The organism is Pseudomonas sp. ES3-33 (assembly GCF_000952175.1).
GTDB classification, from domain to species: Bacteria; Pseudomonadota; Gammaproteobacteria; order Pseudomonadales; family Pseudomonadaceae; genus Aquipseudomonas; species Aquipseudomonas gregormendelii.
Map to the genome: position 1 here is coordinate 92,641 of NZ_JZRI01000131.1, position 14,076 is coordinate 106,716.

Sequence of the window (14,076 nt, forward strand, 5' to 3'; positions counted from 1 at the left end):
CATGATCCGACTTGAAAGCATCCTGACCCCCGGCCGTTCCCTCGTGAACGTGCCGGGCGGCAGTAAAAAGAAAGCCCTCGAACAAATTGCCAACCTAATCCATCGCGAAGTGCCGGATATGGAGATGCAAGATGTCTTTGAGGCCCTGATCGCCCGTGAAAAACTCGGCTCGACCGGTTTTGGCAACGGCATCGCCATCCCCCACTGTCGCCTCAAGGGCTGTACCTCGCCGGTCAGCGCCCTGATGCACCTCGACGCCCCTATTGATTTCGACGCCATCGACGGTGCTCCGGTTGACCTGCTGTTCGTGTTGCTGGTCCCGGAAGCCGCCACCGATGCGCACCTGGAGCTTTTGCGCCAGATTGCCAGCATGCTTGATCGCAAGGAAGTGCGCGAAAAATTGCGCAGCGCCCCGAGCAATGAAGCCTTGTACCAGGTTGTCCTGGACGAGCAGAACGGTCATTAATCATGCGCTTGATCATTGTCAGCGGCCGCTCCGGCTCAGGTAAAAGTACCGCGCTCGATGTCCTTGAAGACAGCGGGTACTACTGCATCGACAACTTGCCCGCCGGGCTGTTGCCCGAGCTGGCCGAACGAGCACTGATCCACACCGAGCTCGCGCAACCGCTGGTGGCCGTGTCGATTGACGCGCGCAACCTGCCAAGCCACCTGTCCCGTTTTCCGGAATTGCTGGAGGAAGTGCGCAGCCGTCACATCAAGTGTGACGTGCTGTACCTGGACGCCGACGAAGAAACCCTGCTCAAGCGGTTTTCCGAAACCCGTCGCCGCCATCCGCTGAGCAATGCCAATCGCTCGCTCGCCGAGGCAATTCAGGACGAGTCCAATCTGCTGGGTCCGATTGCCGACCTGGCTGACCTCAAGGTCAACACCACCAACCTGAACCTGTACCAGTTGCGCGATACCATCAAGCTGCGGCTGTTGAACCAGCCTGAGCCTGGCACCGCGTTCCTGGTGGAGTCTTTCGGCTTCAAGCGTGGCATGCCTGTGGATGCCGACCTGGTGTTCGACGTGCGCTGCCTGCCCAACCCTTATTGGAAACCAGAGTTGCGCGAGCAATCCGGGCTCGATCAACCGGTAGCCGAATACCTGGCCGCGCAACCGGACGTCGAGGAAATGTTCCAGGACATCTCCACCTACCTGCTCAAATGGCTTCCACGCTTTGCTGCCAGCAACCGCGCGTATGTCACCATAGCCATTGGCTGCACCGGCGGGCATCACCGCTCCGTCTACCTGACCGAACGTCTGGGCCAGGTTCTGCAACAATCCCTGAAGAACGTCCAGGTCCGCCACCGCGACCTCAGCTAAAGGATTCACATCGCGATGCCTGCTCTGGAAATTGAAATCATCAACAAGCTGGGCCTGCATGCCCGCGCGTCGGCGAAATTTGTCGGGGTCGCAGGAAAGTTCAAGGATTGCACCATCAGGGTAGGACGCACGCCGGAAACCACGGTGGACGGCAAGAGCATCATGGCAATGATGATGCTGGCGGCTGGCAAGGGCACCAAGATCCATTTGAGTACCGAAGGCGAAGAGGCGGACGAAGCGCTGGATGCGCTCGTAGCGTTGATCAACAACTACTTCGACGAAGGCGAGTAAAGAACAAGGTCAAGATTAAAAGATCGCAGCCTGCGGCAGCGCCTGCACGGGTACACGAACCCTGTGCGATCTTTTGATTTTCAAGCCAGCGCCGTATCCATCACCATCATCAAGCAAAACCCGATCAGCAACCCCAGGCTCGCCAGCTTGTCGTGACCATGACGTCGCGACTCGGGGATCACTTCGTGCGTAACCACCAGCAACATGGCCCCGGCCGCCAGTGCCAGCCCAAGCGGCAATAGCAGTTCGGCCAGGCTCACCAGCCACGCACACAGCAGCGCAAAAACCGGCTCAACCAAACCTGAAGCGGCACCGATCAGGAATGCCCTGACCCTCGACATCCCCGCCCCCGCCAACACCAGCGCAATCACCAGCCCTTCCGGCACATCCTGCAGCGCAATACCCATCGCCAGGCTATCGGCATCAGGCATGCCGCCCCCGGCTGACACGCCGACCGCCATGCCTTCGGGAATGTTATGGGCAATGATGGCAAACACGAACAGCCAGATCCTCGGCGCAATCGCCGGCCCCTCCTGCGCGCCTGCCAGCATTTCCGGGCAGGCCCCGGAGACCTTGCGGTCCACCAGATACAAACCCAAAGCGCCAAGCATGATACCAAGGCTGATCAGGCCACTGGCGGCCCAAGGCTTAAGCCCGAGGCTCTGCGCGGCGGAGATCCCAGGCACGATCAGCGAAAACGCCGTCGCCGCCAACATGACCCCCGCGCCGAAACCTAACAGCGTATCGCTGACGGCTTGCGGCATGCGGCGAATCACCAGCACCGGCACCGCGCCCAGCGCCGTACCCAGTGCGCAGATCGCCCCACCCTGCAATGCACGCAGCAGTTTCGGTTCAAGATCCAGCCACGCCAGCCCTTGGGCGACCAGCAAGGACATACCCGCCAACAATAACAGCGATCCGAATGCGTAACGAAACATCCGCCCACTTCCGATCGCCAGCGTTTCAGTGCCCATAATCAGCCTTGGTGGTTTTTCATTGGAGATTCAACCCTGGGCCGCCTTGTAGCGCGCCGCCACTTCAGGCCAATTGATTACGTTGTAGAACGCGTTGATGTATTCCGGGCGACGGTTCTGGTACTGCAGGTAGTAGGCGTGCTCCCACACGTCCAGGCCAAGGATGGGCGTGTTGCCATTCATGAGCGGACTGTCCTGATTGCCGCTGCTTTCCACCACCAGTTTTTTCTGCGGGGTCACACTCAGCCATGCCCAGCCACTGCCAAAACGGGTCAGCGCAGCCTTGGTGAACGCCTCCTTGAAACTGTCGAGCCCGCCCAGTTGCTCGTCGATTGCCTGGGCCAGCGCGCCGTCAGGGGCGCCGCCACCGTGCGGGGCCATGACTTCCCAAAACAGCGAATGGTTGGCATGACCACCGCCCTGGTTGATAACGGCGGCACGCAGTTTTTCCGGCAGCTGCTGGACGGCCGCCACCAGCTTTTCCACGGTCCATTCGGCGAATTCGGTGCCTTCGACGGCCGCGTTCAGATTATTGATATAGGTCTGGTGGTGCTTGGTGTAGTGGATCTCCATGGTCTTGGCATCAATGTGCGGTTCCAGGGCATCGTAGGCGTAGGGCAAGTCAGGCAGGGTAAAGGCCATGTTCAGTGAACTCCATGATGAAGAGGCGCAGGCCGGTTGGCAGTTGGAACGGCTTCGATGTGCAGCAGGCGGTGGGTCCGTGGGTATTCACCGTGTTCGCTGATGAAATTCAGCAGCTCGACATAGGTCTTGCTGCTCTGGCGCAGCGCCGCTTCGCGCAACGCTGGCGCCAGTCGCGTGTTCTGCATGGTCTGCAGCAACCGCTGGTGGATGGCACACAGGTATTCGGCGCTCTCCTCCGGCTGATTGAGCCGCAGGTGCAGGTCTGCAAGGTTGTGATGGGAGATGACGCAGGCTGCCACCGCTTCGTCGGCATCCGCCCAGCGCTCGAACAACACCTGGGCCAGTGCCAATGCCTGCAAGTAAGCCTCGCGCGCATCGACCAGTTCGCCCTGCATGAAACAGCGATTTGCTCTTTCGATCGTGCGTTTCCAGTGCTCCATGGTGAGCCTCCAAAACGGTAGCGGTGGTTACACGCCGCCTGCGGTGAGCGTTACCGGGTCAAGCAAAAGCTCGAGCTGGCTGCGCGTCAGGTCAGTGTGTTCAAGGGCGACATCAATCACCGGGCGGCCCTGCTGATAGGCCTTCTTGGCGATTTCAGCGGCTTTCTGGTAGCCAATGATCGGGTTCAGGGCCGTGACCAGGATCGGGTTGCGCGACAGCGCTTCCTTGAGCCTGGCTTCGTTGACCTTGAAGCTGGCAATGGCTTTTTCACCCAGCAGATGGCTGGAATTGGCCAGCAATTCGATGCTGCTCAGCAGGTTCTGGGCGATGATCGGCAACATCACGTTGAGCTCGAAATTGCCCGACTGACCGGCGATGGTGATGACCGTGTCGTTGCCGATCACTTGGGCGGCAACCATGGCGGTGGCTTCCGGTATGACCGGATTGACCTTGCCAGGCATGATCGAGGAGCCCGGCTGCAGCGCCTCGAGTTCGATTTCACCGAGACCGGCCAAAGGGCCGGAGTTCATCCAGCGCAGGTCGTTGGCGATCTTCATCAAGGTCACGGCGGTGGCTTTCAACTGGCCGGAAACACTGACGGCCGTATCTTGCGAGCCAATAAGCGCAAACAGATCCTGGCCCGGGGTGAACTCCACCAGGGTCAACTTGCTCAACTGTTCGCTGAAACGTACCGCGAATTCGGGATGGGCGTTGACCCCGGTGCCCACCGCCGTGCCGCCTTGAGCCACGGATTGCAGGCTCGGCAGCAAATCCTGCAGGTGCCCGACGTTGGCCTTGAGTTGCTGGGCCCAACCGTTGAGCACCTGGCTCATGCGCACCGGCATGGCATCCATGAGGTGCGTGCGACCGGTCTTGACGTGGTGGTGAACCTCTTCGGCCTTGCGCTCGATCACCTGCACCAGGCGGGTCAATGCCGGCAACAGTTGCTCATGCAGGGCCAGGGCAGCGCTGACATGGATGGTAGTCGGGATGATGTCATTGCTGCTCTGGCCGCAGTTGACATGGTCGTTGGGATTGACCGGCTCACCGAGCAGACGGCTGGCCAGGGTGGCGAGCACTTCATTGGCGTTCATGTTGGAACTGGTGCCCGAGCCGGTCTGGAAGATATCCACCGGGAAGTGCTGCATGAAGTCGCCCTCAAGCAAGCCTTGCGCCGCATCGACAATGGCTTTGCCCTGGGACTCGCTGATCTGCTTGAGCTCGACATTGGCGCGGGCCGCTGCAGCTTTGGCGAGGATCAATGCACGGATGAACTGCACCGGCATCGGCTTGCCGCTGATGGGGAAGTTGTCCACTGCGCGCTGGGTTTGCGCGCCGTACAGGGCGTCTACCGGGACGTTCAATTCGCCCATGCTGTCGCGCTCAATACGTGTCTTGTTCATCAGAAAATCCTTGCACCAGTTCGTCTAGAGGAATGGAGGGCTGCAACTCGCAGGTGGCCAGTTGCCAGGTGTAGCGTTGCCAGCGCTTGAGGCGGCATTTACACAAGGAGAGGCGTTCCAGGTCGCGCAGAGGACGCCAGGCCTGGTCAAGGCACAAGCTGCGCCAGTGCCAGGGCAGTGCGACGTCGGCGGCGGTATCAAGCAGCAAACGGAAAGAGGTTTCGGCTATGGTCCAGGGAGAAGTGGCCGTGCAACACGCCAGGTACCGGCCTTCGGCCAGGTAGTGCTCAATCAGGCGCGGCTCGTCAGGGTCCATTGCGCAACGGATCTGGCGACTCATCCAGCGCCAGCTTTCTTGATAGGGCTGCTCGTGCAAGGCAGAACTCATGATCCGGGCTCATTCGGTAATGAGATTTATTATTATATGATAATGATAACCAAAACAACCCCGAGATCCCGGATATCCCTCTGGGGAGCAAAGCTTGCTCCAACAGGCGTGCTTTACCTGCCGTGATATGCAGGCGAAAAAAAAGCACGCCATCCGGTTGGGTGGCGTGCCTTTAGTGTTGCAGCAAAAATATCAGCTGCCTGCGACGGTCATCCGCTCGATCAGCACCGACCCCGTGCGAATATTGCTGCGCAGTTCCAGGTCATTACCCACGGCAACGATCTGCTTGAACATGTCGCGCATGTTGCCGGCGATGGTCACTTCCTGGACCGCAAACTGGATTTCGCCGTTTTCAACCCAGTAGCCGGCAGCACCGCGGGAATAGTCGCCAGTGACCATGTTCAGGCCCTGCCCCATCAACTCGGTTACCAGCAGGCCGCGGCCCATGCGGCGCAACAAGGCTGCCTGGTCTTCGTCGCCATGGGTGACGAACAGGTTGTGCACGCCGCCGGCGTTGGCGGTGCTCGGCATCCCCAGCTTGCGACCGGAATAGGTGCCAAGGATGTACGACACCAGCTCGCCCTTCTCGACGAACGGCTTGGCATAGGTCGCGAGGCCATCGCCGTCGAACGCCGAACTGCCCATGGCGCGCATCAGGTGTGGACGCTCGTCGATGGTCAGCCATTGCGGGAACAGTTGCTGCCCCAAGGTGCCTTCCAAAAATGAAGATTTGCGATACAGGCTGCCGCCGGAGATCGCCGAAAGGAAACTGCCGAACAAGCCACCGGCAAGTTCGGCGGAGAACAGTACCGGCACTTCACAGGTTGGCACCGGGCGCGCGCCCAACCGGCTGGCAGCCCGCTGCGCGGCACGCTGGCCAATGCTCACCGGATCGGCCAGCAAATTGCCCTGGCGGCTGACGTCATACCAGTAATCGCGCTGCATCTGGCCATCGGCCTCGGCGATCATCACGCAGCTCAGGCTGTGGCGGGGCGATGCATAACCGCCAATGAACCCGTGGCTGTTGCCATAGACTCGGCAGCCCTGATGCGTGCTGAGGGTGGTACCGTCGGCGTTCTTGATCCGGCTGTCGGTTGCAAACGCCGCCGCTTCACAGCTAAGGGCCATCTCGATGGCCTGCTCCGGGGTAATGTCCCACTGGTGGAACAGGTCGAAATCCTTCAGGTCCTTGGCCATCAGCGCAGCATCTGCCAGGCCCGAGGCTTCGTCTTCGGAGGTGTGCCTGGCAATTGCCAGTGCGGCGGCCACGGTTTCCCGGATCGCCTCTGGCCCACTGGCCGATGTGCTGGCCGAGCCTTTGCGCTGACCGACGTACAAAGTGATGCCAAAGCCCTGGTCGCGGTTGAACTCAACAGTCTCGACCTCACGCTGGCGCACCGAAGTCGACAGGCCCTGCTCCAGGGATACTGCTACTTCACAGGCACTGGCGCCCTGGCGCTTGGCTTCAGCAATGATCTGCTCGACTTGTTCCTGCAGTGCCGGCAACGCTTGCGGGCCGACGCTTTCAACTGCACTCATGCTGTTCTCCACTCAAATTCTGCTTTCGGCGAGGGTCATCGAGCGACCGGGCCGGACAAGCGGCCCCCGACTGGTTATCATGGCGGCGTTTCTTTGCGGACGGCCACCATGGTTGATTCTTACGACGACTCCCTCGATACGGGAGAAAAAAGCAAATCCCAGGTTAAACGCGAGCTGCATGCTCTGGTTGACCTTGGCGAGCGCCTTACAACACTCAAGCCTGACTTGCTGGCAAAACTGCCGTTGACCGACGCCATGCGCCGGGCATTGGCCGATGCGCCCAAGCACACCGCGAATATCGCGCGTAAACGGCACCTGATGTTCATCGGCAAACTGATGCGCGACCAGGACACTGACGCCATTCTTGTTCTGCTCGATCAACTCGATGCCTCCACCCGGCAGTACAACGAACGTTTCCATGGCCTGGAACGCTGGCGCGATCGCTTGATCGCGGGCGACGATGCGGTCCTGGAGAAGTTCGTGCTCGACTACCCGGAGGCTGATCGCCAGCAGTTGCGCTCCCTGATCCGTCAGGCCCAGCACGAACTGGCGACCAACAAGCCGCCGGCATCGAGCCGTAAAATCTTCAAGTACATCCGTGAGCTGGACGAGACTCAACGCGGTTTGCGTTAAGTAGCGCACAACCCATCCGAGGTAGGAGCTGCCAAAGGCGGCGATCTTTTGATCTTGTAAAAGCAAAAGATCGCAGCCTGCGGCAGCTCCTGCACGGAACACGTGTTCCTTACGATCCTGTGCCACCCACAGTGATTGCATCAATCTTCAGCGTTGGCTGGCCGACACCGACCGGCACCGACTGCCCATCCTTGCCACAGGTTCCGACGCCGCTGTCCAGCGACAGGTCGTTGCCGACCATCGACACCTTGCTCATCGCCTCCGGCCCGTTACCGATCAGGGTTGCGCCTTTGACCGGCGCGGTAATCTTGCCGTCCTCGATCAGGTACGCCTCGCTGGTGGAGAACACAAACTTGCCACTGGTGATGTCGACCTGGCCACCGCCGAGGTTGGCGCAGTAGATGCCGCGTTTCACCGAGGCAATGATCTCCTGCGGATCACTCTCGCCTGCCAGCATGTAGGTATTGGTCATGCGCGGCATCGGCAGGTGCGCGTAGGATTCACGTCGACCGTTGCCAGTGCGGGCCACGCCCATCAGGCGCGCGTTGAGCTTGTCCTGCATGTAGCCCTTGAGCACGCCGTTTTCAATCAACGTGGTGCACTCGGTCGGAGTGCCTTCATCGTCGACGCTCAGCGAGCCGCGACGACCGGCCAGGGTGCCATCATCGACGATGGTGCACAGCTTGGAGGCAACCATCTCGCCCATGCGTCCGCTATAGGCGGAGCTGCCCTTGCGATTGAAGTCGCCTTCCAGGCCGTGACCAACCGCCTCGTGCAGTAACACACCGGACCAGCCCGAGCCCAGTACGACCGGCAAGGTGCCGGCCGGTGCCGGAATGGCTTCCAGGTTCACCAGCGCCTGACGCAGCGCTTCGCGGGCGTAGCCCATGGCGCGGTCATCACTGAGGAAATAACGGTAGTCGGTACGACCGCCGCCGCCATGGCCACCGCGCTCGCGGCGACCGTTCTGCTCGACGATCACGCTGACGTTGAAGCGCACCAGTGGACGTACATCCGCTGCCAGGCCGCCGTCGGTGGAAGCCACCAGAATGCGCTCCCACACACCGGCCATGCTCACAGTGACTTGCTGGATGCGCGGATCGAGAGCACGGGTTGCGACGTCGATGCGCTTGAGCAACTCGACTTTCTCGGCACGGCTCATCACTTCCAGCGGGTTATCCGGCCCGTACAACTGGGCGACGTCCTGGGTAGTAAAAGCCTGCACGCTGCCATTCTGGCCGGCACGGGAGATCGAACGCGCGGCACGGGCCGCTGCGCCCAGGGCTTCGAGGGTGATGGCGTTGCTGTAGGCAAAGCCGGTTTTTTCACCGGACTGCGCGCGCACGCCAACGCCCTGGTCGAGGTTGAAGCTGCCTTCCTTGACGATGCCGTCTTCCAGCGCCCAGGACTCGGAGATCTGTCCCTGGAAGTACAGGTCGGCGGCATCGATGCCCGGGCCGGCGAGATCGCCGAGCACACCTTGCAGGCTCTCGATGGTTACGCCGCCAGGTGCCAGGAGGTGTTCACTGACTGAGGACAACAACTCGCTCATATGCTTTGCGCCTTAAATTCGTTCATTGCGAGGCAGGTCGCTGTGCGCCCTGCGAGAAAAAGCGCCGGTGACTGGACACCGGCATCCGCGCCCTGATGGACGCCTGTTCGCTACTATCGCGCTCGGCCAGCAGCACGGCCTCGCCTTGATCCTGCTGGGCCAGCACACGCCCCCAAGGATCGATGATGGCGGCGTGCCCCCAGGTTTCGCGCGGTCCCGGATGAGTTCCACCCTGGGCTGCCGCGAGCACGTAACACTGTGTCTCGATGGCCCGTGCGCGAATCAGCACCTCCCAGTGCGCCGCGCCCGTCACCGCAGTGAAGGCTGAAGGTGCGGTAATCAACTCCGCGCCGGCAGCCCGCAATTCGCTGTACAGCTCTGGAAAACGCAGGTCATAACACACCGTCAGGCCGACCCGGCCGACTGGCGTATCCGCTACCACGACACCACTGCCATAAGCATAGTCATCGGATTCGCGATAACGCCCGCGGTTGTCTGCCACATCCACATCGAACAGGTGCAGCTTGTCGTAGCGCGCCACCGTCTCGCCCTGGTCATTGACCAGCAACGAGCAGGCGTGCACTTTGGCCGTTGGCTGATCCACCGGCGGCAGCGGCAATGTGCCGGCCACTATCCATAACTTGAGGTCGAGGGCGGTCTGTTTCAACCATGGCAGGATCGGACCTTCGCCCAACGCCTCGGCGCGCCCGATGTCAGCGATATCACGGCGGCCCATGGCGGCGAAGTTTTCTGGCAGCACGGCGAGGCGCGCGCCAGCTGCGGCGGCCTCTTCGAGCAAGCGGCGGGCCTGGGCCAGATTGGCCAGCACATCGCTTTGGCTGACCATTTGAATCACCGCAAATGACATGACGTATTCCTATCGTGAAATCGAAACATACCCCGTAGGAGCTGCCGCAGGCTGCGATCTTTTGATGTTGATTTTAAAATCGCCAAGGTCAAAAGATCGCTGCCTGCGGCAGCTCCTACAGGGGCCATGCTACTCCATCGAGCCTGGCTGATGATTTCAAAAAGGCTTGTCGAAAGTGATTTTCGGTTCTTTCCACGGCCCCTTGACGGTGTACTTGACGCTGGCGAAACGCGCCACGCGGTCGCCGATCAACTTGTCGATCAGGAACAGCGCGCCGCCGATGGCCGGTGCGCCGACAATCAGCGCGGCAATTGGCAGGTTATTGGTCACCGGCAAGGTCACCAGCAACTTGGCATCAACCTTGTCGCCCACCAGGTCCAGGGTGCCGTTCAACTCGATGTTGCTCGATGGGCCAGTCATCAGGATCGGCTCGCGGGTGACGAAGACCCCATCACTTGCGACCAGCAGTCCCTTGACCCGATCGTAGCTCAAGCCTTTGCCGAACAGGTCGGAAAAGTCCAGGCGCAGGCGACGGCCGATGGAGTTGAAGTTCAGCAGGCCAAATACCCGCAACGCCTGGGCGCCGCCATCAACTTCGACGAACTGGCCTTTGTTCAGCGACGCATCGAGGGTGCCGGAGAAGCGCTTGGTGGCCAGCCAGGCTGGCGAACCAGGCCAGCGACCGTCGACGTCCATGTGAAAGTTTTCACTGGTGACACTCGGCGCGAATCCCCAACCCTTCAGTACGTCGGCGAGATTCTTGCCGCTGATCCGACCCTTGTACCAGCTGCTCGATGCGCCCGGTGTGCCTTCCCAGCCACCGCTGCCCTGCAGCAGGATGCCCTTGAGGCCCAGGTCCAGGGTGTTGAGGGCAATGCCTTTGGCTGTGGGGCGGACCTTCAGCGACCAGGCGCCAACCAGGTCCTTGCCCTGGAACAGCTGGTTGATCGTGACATCCAGCGCCGGAATCTTTGTCGGGTCCACGGTGGCCAGCGGGTCCGGCGAGTTCTCATCGGCGAGGACCGTCGGATCGGGCGCTGGCAACTTCACGTACTGCAGGTTGATGGCAATCGGCGCACCTTTGGCGTCAGGGATGGCGACCGTGCCCTTGACCTGCTGGCTGTCGAGCTGCAAAGCCCACGAGGCCGGCCTGCGGTTCAACTGCACCGATGCCTGATCCAGCGTCGTGCCCATGGCGGTGAGTTTGCCGATCTTCAGGTCGGCGCTGCTGAGCAACTGCTTGGCACTGCCGCCAGGATCCTTGCCGGCATATTTGTCTGCCAGGTCCTTCCAGGGCCCGACGTCCAGTTCCGATAGCGAACCGCGCACTCGCAGGCCCTTGGCACCCGGCACGACGGCCTGACCGCCACCCAGCAGCAGTTCGCCACGACCTTCGGCGAAATTGCTGACGGGCGCTTCATAGGTGAAGTTCGCCAGCTCGCCGTAATTGACCCAGTAACGCCGATCCTCACCCTGCAGGGTCATGCGGAACGTGGTGTCGCGCCCCACATTCGCCGCCATGCCAAACGGCGCAGGCAGATCGATGGCAACGCCCTTGAGGTTGGAGCTGACCAGTAACTGGCTGTCGGCTCCGCCAAGGTTGAGTTGCAGTTGATAGGGAATCACACCGGTGACCGGCAACGGCTGGGTCACGCTCAACCAGTCAGTGAGTTTTTTCACCTCGACCTGGCCCGCCGCCATCACCCGGGTTTTGAGATTGCCGGCACTGCCATCGGCAAAGATCTGCGCGGAGACCGGCTTATCAAAGGCCCGTGCCGTGATGTTCTGACCGCTAAGGCCCTTGGTGCTGTCGAAGCGGAAATCACCCTTGAGCTGGGTCAATTCCAGCGCCGGCTCGCTCAATTTCAGGCGCGCCTTGGCGGTCTTGAAGTCGACCAGGATTTTCGGCAGCTCGCCCTTGGCCAGCGGAATATCCAGCTTCAGCTTGCCCTGCAGGTCGCCCTCGCCTTCCCAGCCGGCAAAGGTCTGCGCGGTACCGATCGGCGCGGTCTGGAGAATTTTCAGGCCATCGCCCAGCCCCCCGGCAAAAGCGCCGTCGAGCAGCAGGTGACTGCTTTTGCCGGCAGCCGCATGGGGAATTTCGACGTAGATATCGCGAACCTGGGTGTCGAGCAACTGCCCTTTGCTGGCAAGAATCCGCACCCCGCTGTCCTCGATGAACACATCGCCACTGACCTTGCTGACATGCGGCCAGCCTGGCTGGAAGGCCAGTTCTGTGTCATGAACCTTGAAGAACAGGCTGATGCTGCGATCGGCTTCTGCAGCGCCGTGGGCCAGCGAGCCCTGGTACTGGAAGAAACCTTCGTCTACCGCGCCCCTGAGAATCGCGGTGCGCAGCCATTCGTCCAGCGCCGGGCTCAATACCGTCGGCAGGTACTTGGCAGTGTATTTACCATCACCGTCCACCAGGCCGACCCGCAGGTCCATGTAATCTTCCTGGGAATGATCGAAATGCAGGCGGATCAGGAAGTCGCCGGCAATCTTGCCCTCCTCGCCCAACACCTTCAGGTAGGGCGCGGTCAGGGTGAAGGCTTCTTTATCAATTTTCCAGGTCAGCTTGGCGTTGGCCTGGAGGTACTGCCAGGGCTTGGCGAAGATCGGGTCCAGGTGCAGGGAAAAGTCCTTGCTGTCCATGCGCAACTCGCCCTGCCCCAGGTCGCCACTGATACTGCCACTGACATTTCGCGCCGCCGGTGCACCGTGATAGGCATTGAAGCCTACCCGGTCGAGGTTGGCGGCAAAGCTGATTTTGCTGTCGTCCGTGGCCGCTGGCCGGAAGTCGAGCAGTACATTACGCAGGCTACCCGTCACTTTAAGTCGCTCGACCGCCGTGGCGACGCCTTCAGGCAAGGGGCCCAGCGCATTCAACAGCGGCGTGAGCGGCGTAAGGTCGAGGCGATCGGCCTGCAGGTGCCACAGTTCCGGGGTGTTATCACTGGCCCCGCTCTGCTTGAGTTGCAGGCGCGATTCCCAACGAGTTTCGCCGAAGTTCATGGCCAAGGAGTCGAGTGTGACCAGCGCACCCGCAGCGTCACGCTGGAAATAGGCGTTGAGTGCCAGGTTGCTGATCTGGATCGGCTTGCGCTCGGCGTAGGCACCTTTGATTTGCGGCGCGTTCAGACGCACGGCAGCGCTCTGCAGCGCGCCCTTGCTCCAGTTTACCCACAGCTCGCCGCCGGCCTTGATCTCGGTGAAATTCCAGTGCCGGGTCAGACGCTCCGGCAGCCACTTCGACCAGTCACTTTGCGGCAGGCTGAGATAGGCGTCCGCTGCACCGTTCTTCCAGTCGCTGGCCTGCAGCCGAGTGCGCAGGCTCAGGGCCAATGGCTGGCCATCCGGCAATGTCAGCCGGGCATCGAGCCGCTGTCGGGAGCTGCCGGTCTTGAGGCTCATGCCGACATACGTCAGGGTGAGCGGCACATGATCCAGCGGCTGCAAGGTCACCTGGCTATCAAGGACCGAAAGCTGCTGGACCAACTGCATGCGGTTGAGCAGTTGTTCAGGGTCCAGCGGCTGATCCTGCTGGACGGGCAATCCTTCCAGCGCCCAATGGCCATCCTCGCCTTCCTTGAGGCTGATCTTCAGGCCGTTGAGTTCGAGATGGGCCAGGCGTACTTCGCGGGCCAGCAGGCTGGCCCAGATATCCGGCACCGCGCGCACCTGGTCCAGGCGCAGAGCGTTTGCCCCTTCGCCGAGCATCACGTCATGGGCCAGCAGGATCGGCGCAAAACCGCTCCAGTTACCTTCCAGTTTACCGATGTGCAGCGGCATACCCAACGCAGTGCTGGCCTTGGCCTCGACCTCGGCCCGGTATTCGGCCACCAGCGGCGTCAGTTCCCGCCCAAGGCTGACGTAGAGCGCCATCAGCACCAAAGCCAACGCGCACAGGCCCAGACCCCAGCGGGTCAGTGCGGCCAAAATGCGTGTCAGACGGTCCATGTCAGTTGGCTCCCATGGCGTTAAAACTGCAGAAAGCTGAGGCCAGCTGTTCCAGG

The 14,076-nt window shown here is 61.2% G+C and carries 13 protein-coding genes; 4 read left to right on the top strand and 9 right to left on the bottom strand.

The window, feature by feature from the left end; all coding sequences use genetic code 11:
- The first annotated feature begins 1 nt into the window (after position 1).
- Genes ptsN through UB23_RS22325 form a run of 3 tightly spaced genes read left to right on the top strand, consistent with a single transcriptional unit; the run spans position 2 to position 1,617 of the window.
- Positions 2-466: a PTS IIA-like nitrogen regulatory protein PtsN gene (gene ptsN, locus UB23_RS22315; protein WP_045061456.1), complete on the top strand. Its 465-nt coding sequence runs from the start codon at positions 2-4 to the stop codon at positions 464-466.
- Positions 467-468: 2 nt separating this feature from the next.
- Positions 469-1,326, top strand: coding sequence for an RNase adapter RapZ (gene rapZ, locus UB23_RS22320; RefSeq protein WP_045061457.1), 858 nt, complete (start codon positions 469-471; stop codon positions 1,324-1,326).
- A 15-nt stretch (positions 1,327-1,341) separates the two neighbouring features.
- On the top strand, positions 1,342-1,617 hold the full coding sequence (locus tag UB23_RS22325; RefSeq protein ID WP_045061458.1) for an HPr family phosphocarrier protein: 276 nt from the start codon (positions 1,342-1,344) through the stop codon (positions 1,615-1,617).
- 80 nt (positions 1,618-1,697) lie between these two features.
- Here the strand turns inward: UB23_RS22325 and UB23_RS22330 are convergent, their stop codons facing one another.
- The 6 genes from UB23_RS22330 to pmbA all read right to left on the bottom strand — a co-directional run bounded on the left by UB23_RS22330 (position 1,698) and on the right by pmbA (position 7,007).
- Positions 1,698-2,591 carry a ZIP family metal transporter gene (locus UB23_RS22330; protein WP_045061459.1) on the bottom strand — a complete coding sequence of 298 codons (894 nt, stop codon included), beginning with the start codon at positions 2,589-2,591 and terminating at the stop codon, positions 1,698-1,700.
- 30 nt (positions 2,592-2,621) lie between these two features.
- Positions 2,622-3,233: a superoxide dismutase gene (locus tag UB23_RS22335; RefSeq protein WP_045061460.1), complete on the bottom strand. Its 612-nt coding sequence runs from the start codon at positions 3,231-3,233 to the stop codon at positions 2,622-2,624.
- A 2-nt stretch (positions 3,234-3,235) separates the two neighbouring features.
- Positions 3,236-3,676 (bottom strand): hypothetical protein, encoded by a 441-nt coding sequence (locus UB23_RS22340; RefSeq protein ID WP_045061461.1) that lies wholly within the window; start codon positions 3,674-3,676, stop codon positions 3,236-3,238.
- Between the two features lie 27 nt (positions 3,677-3,703).
- Positions 3,704-5,080 carry a class II fumarate hydratase gene (locus UB23_RS22345; protein WP_045061462.1) on the bottom strand — a complete coding sequence of 459 codons (1,377 nt, stop codon included), beginning with the start codon at positions 5,078-5,080 and terminating at the stop codon, positions 3,704-3,706.
- Positions 5,061-5,468, bottom strand: a complete 408-nt coding sequence (locus UB23_RS22350; protein ID WP_045061463.1) for a hypothetical protein — start codon at positions 5,466-5,468, stop codon at positions 5,061-5,063. The genes UB23_RS22345 and UB23_RS22350 overlap by 20 nt, the downstream gene beginning before the upstream one ends.
- Before the next feature lie 192 nt (positions 5,469-5,660).
- On the bottom strand, positions 5,661-7,007 hold the full coding sequence (gene pmbA / locus UB23_RS22355) for a metalloprotease PmbA (RefSeq protein WP_045061464.1): 1,347 nt from the start codon (positions 7,005-7,007) through the stop codon (positions 5,661-5,663).
- A 108-nt stretch (positions 7,008-7,115) separates the two neighbouring features.
- On the opposite strand from pmbA, the gene yjgA reads away from it, so the two are divergent.
- Positions 7,116-7,640, top strand: a complete 525-nt coding sequence (yjgA, locus tag UB23_RS22360; protein ID WP_045061465.1) for a ribosome biogenesis factor YjgA — start codon at positions 7,116-7,118, stop codon at positions 7,638-7,640.
- Between the two features lie 109 nt (positions 7,641-7,749).
- On the opposite strand, the gene tldD is transcribed toward yjgA, so the two are convergent.
- The 3 genes from tldD to UB23_RS22375 all read right to left on the bottom strand — a co-directional run bounded on the left by tldD (position 7,750) and on the right by UB23_RS22375 (position 14,020).
- Positions 7,750-9,192, bottom strand: coding sequence for a metalloprotease TldD (tldD, locus tag UB23_RS22365; RefSeq protein ID WP_045061466.1), 1,443 nt, complete (start codon positions 9,190-9,192; stop codon positions 7,750-7,752).
- A gap of 22 nt (positions 9,193-9,214) precedes the next feature.
- The gene (locus UB23_RS22370) at positions 9,215-10,060 is read right to left on the bottom strand and encodes a carbon-nitrogen hydrolase family protein (protein ID WP_045061467.1); all 846 of its coding nucleotides are present in this window, start codon (positions 10,058-10,060) and stop codon (positions 9,215-9,217) included.
- Between the two features lie 156 nt (positions 10,061-10,216).
- Complete coding sequence (locus UB23_RS22375; RefSeq protein WP_045061468.1) at positions 10,217-14,020, bottom strand: YhdP family protein; 3,804 nt, start codon at positions 14,018-14,020, stop codon at positions 10,217-10,219.
- Between the last annotated feature and the right edge of the window lie 56 nt (positions 14,021-14,076).

Coding starts and splice junctions, on each gene's coding strand:
- ptsN (WP_045061456.1), top strand. CDS start 2: ATGATCCGACTTGAAAGCATCCTGACCCCCGGCCGTTCCCTCGTGAAC.
- rapZ (WP_045061457.1), top strand. CDS start 469: ATGCGCTTGATCATTGTCAGCGGCCGCTCCGGCTCAGGTAAAAGTACC.
- UB23_RS22325 (WP_045061458.1), top strand. CDS start 1,342: ATGCCTGCTCTGGAAATTGAAATCATCAACAAGCTGGGCCTGCATGCC.
- UB23_RS22330 (WP_045061459.1), bottom strand. CDS start 2,591: ATGGGCACTGAAACGCTGGCGATCGGAAGTGGGCGGATGTTTCGTTAC.
- UB23_RS22335 (WP_045061460.1), bottom strand. CDS start 3,233: ATGGCCTTTACCCTGCCTGACTTGCCCTACGCCTACGATGCCCTGGAA.
- UB23_RS22340 (WP_045061461.1), bottom strand. CDS start 3,676: ATGGAGCACTGGAAACGCACGATCGAAAGAGCAAATCGCTGTTTCATG.
- UB23_RS22345 (WP_045061462.1), bottom strand. CDS start 5,080: ATGAACAAGACACGTATTGAGCGCGACAGCATGGGCGAATTGAACGTC.
- UB23_RS22350 (WP_045061463.1), bottom strand. CDS start 5,468: ATGAGTTCTGCCTTGCACGAGCAGCCCTATCAAGAAAGCTGGCGCTGG.
- pmbA (WP_045061464.1), bottom strand. CDS start 7,007: ATGAGTGCAGTTGAAAGCGTCGGCCCGCAAGCGTTGCCGGCACTGCAG.
- yjgA (WP_045061465.1), top strand. CDS start 7,116: ATGGTTGATTCTTACGACGACTCCCTCGATACGGGAGAAAAAAGCAAA.
- tldD (WP_045061466.1), bottom strand. CDS start 9,192: ATGAGCGAGTTGTTGTCCTCAGTCAGTGAACACCTCCTGGCACCTGGC.
- UB23_RS22370 (WP_045061467.1), bottom strand. CDS start 10,060: ATGTCATTTGCGGTGATTCAAATGGTCAGCCAAAGCGATGTGCTGGCC.
- UB23_RS22375 (WP_045061468.1), bottom strand. CDS start 14,020: ATGGACCGTCTGACACGCATTTTGGCCGCACTGACCCGCTGGGGTCTG.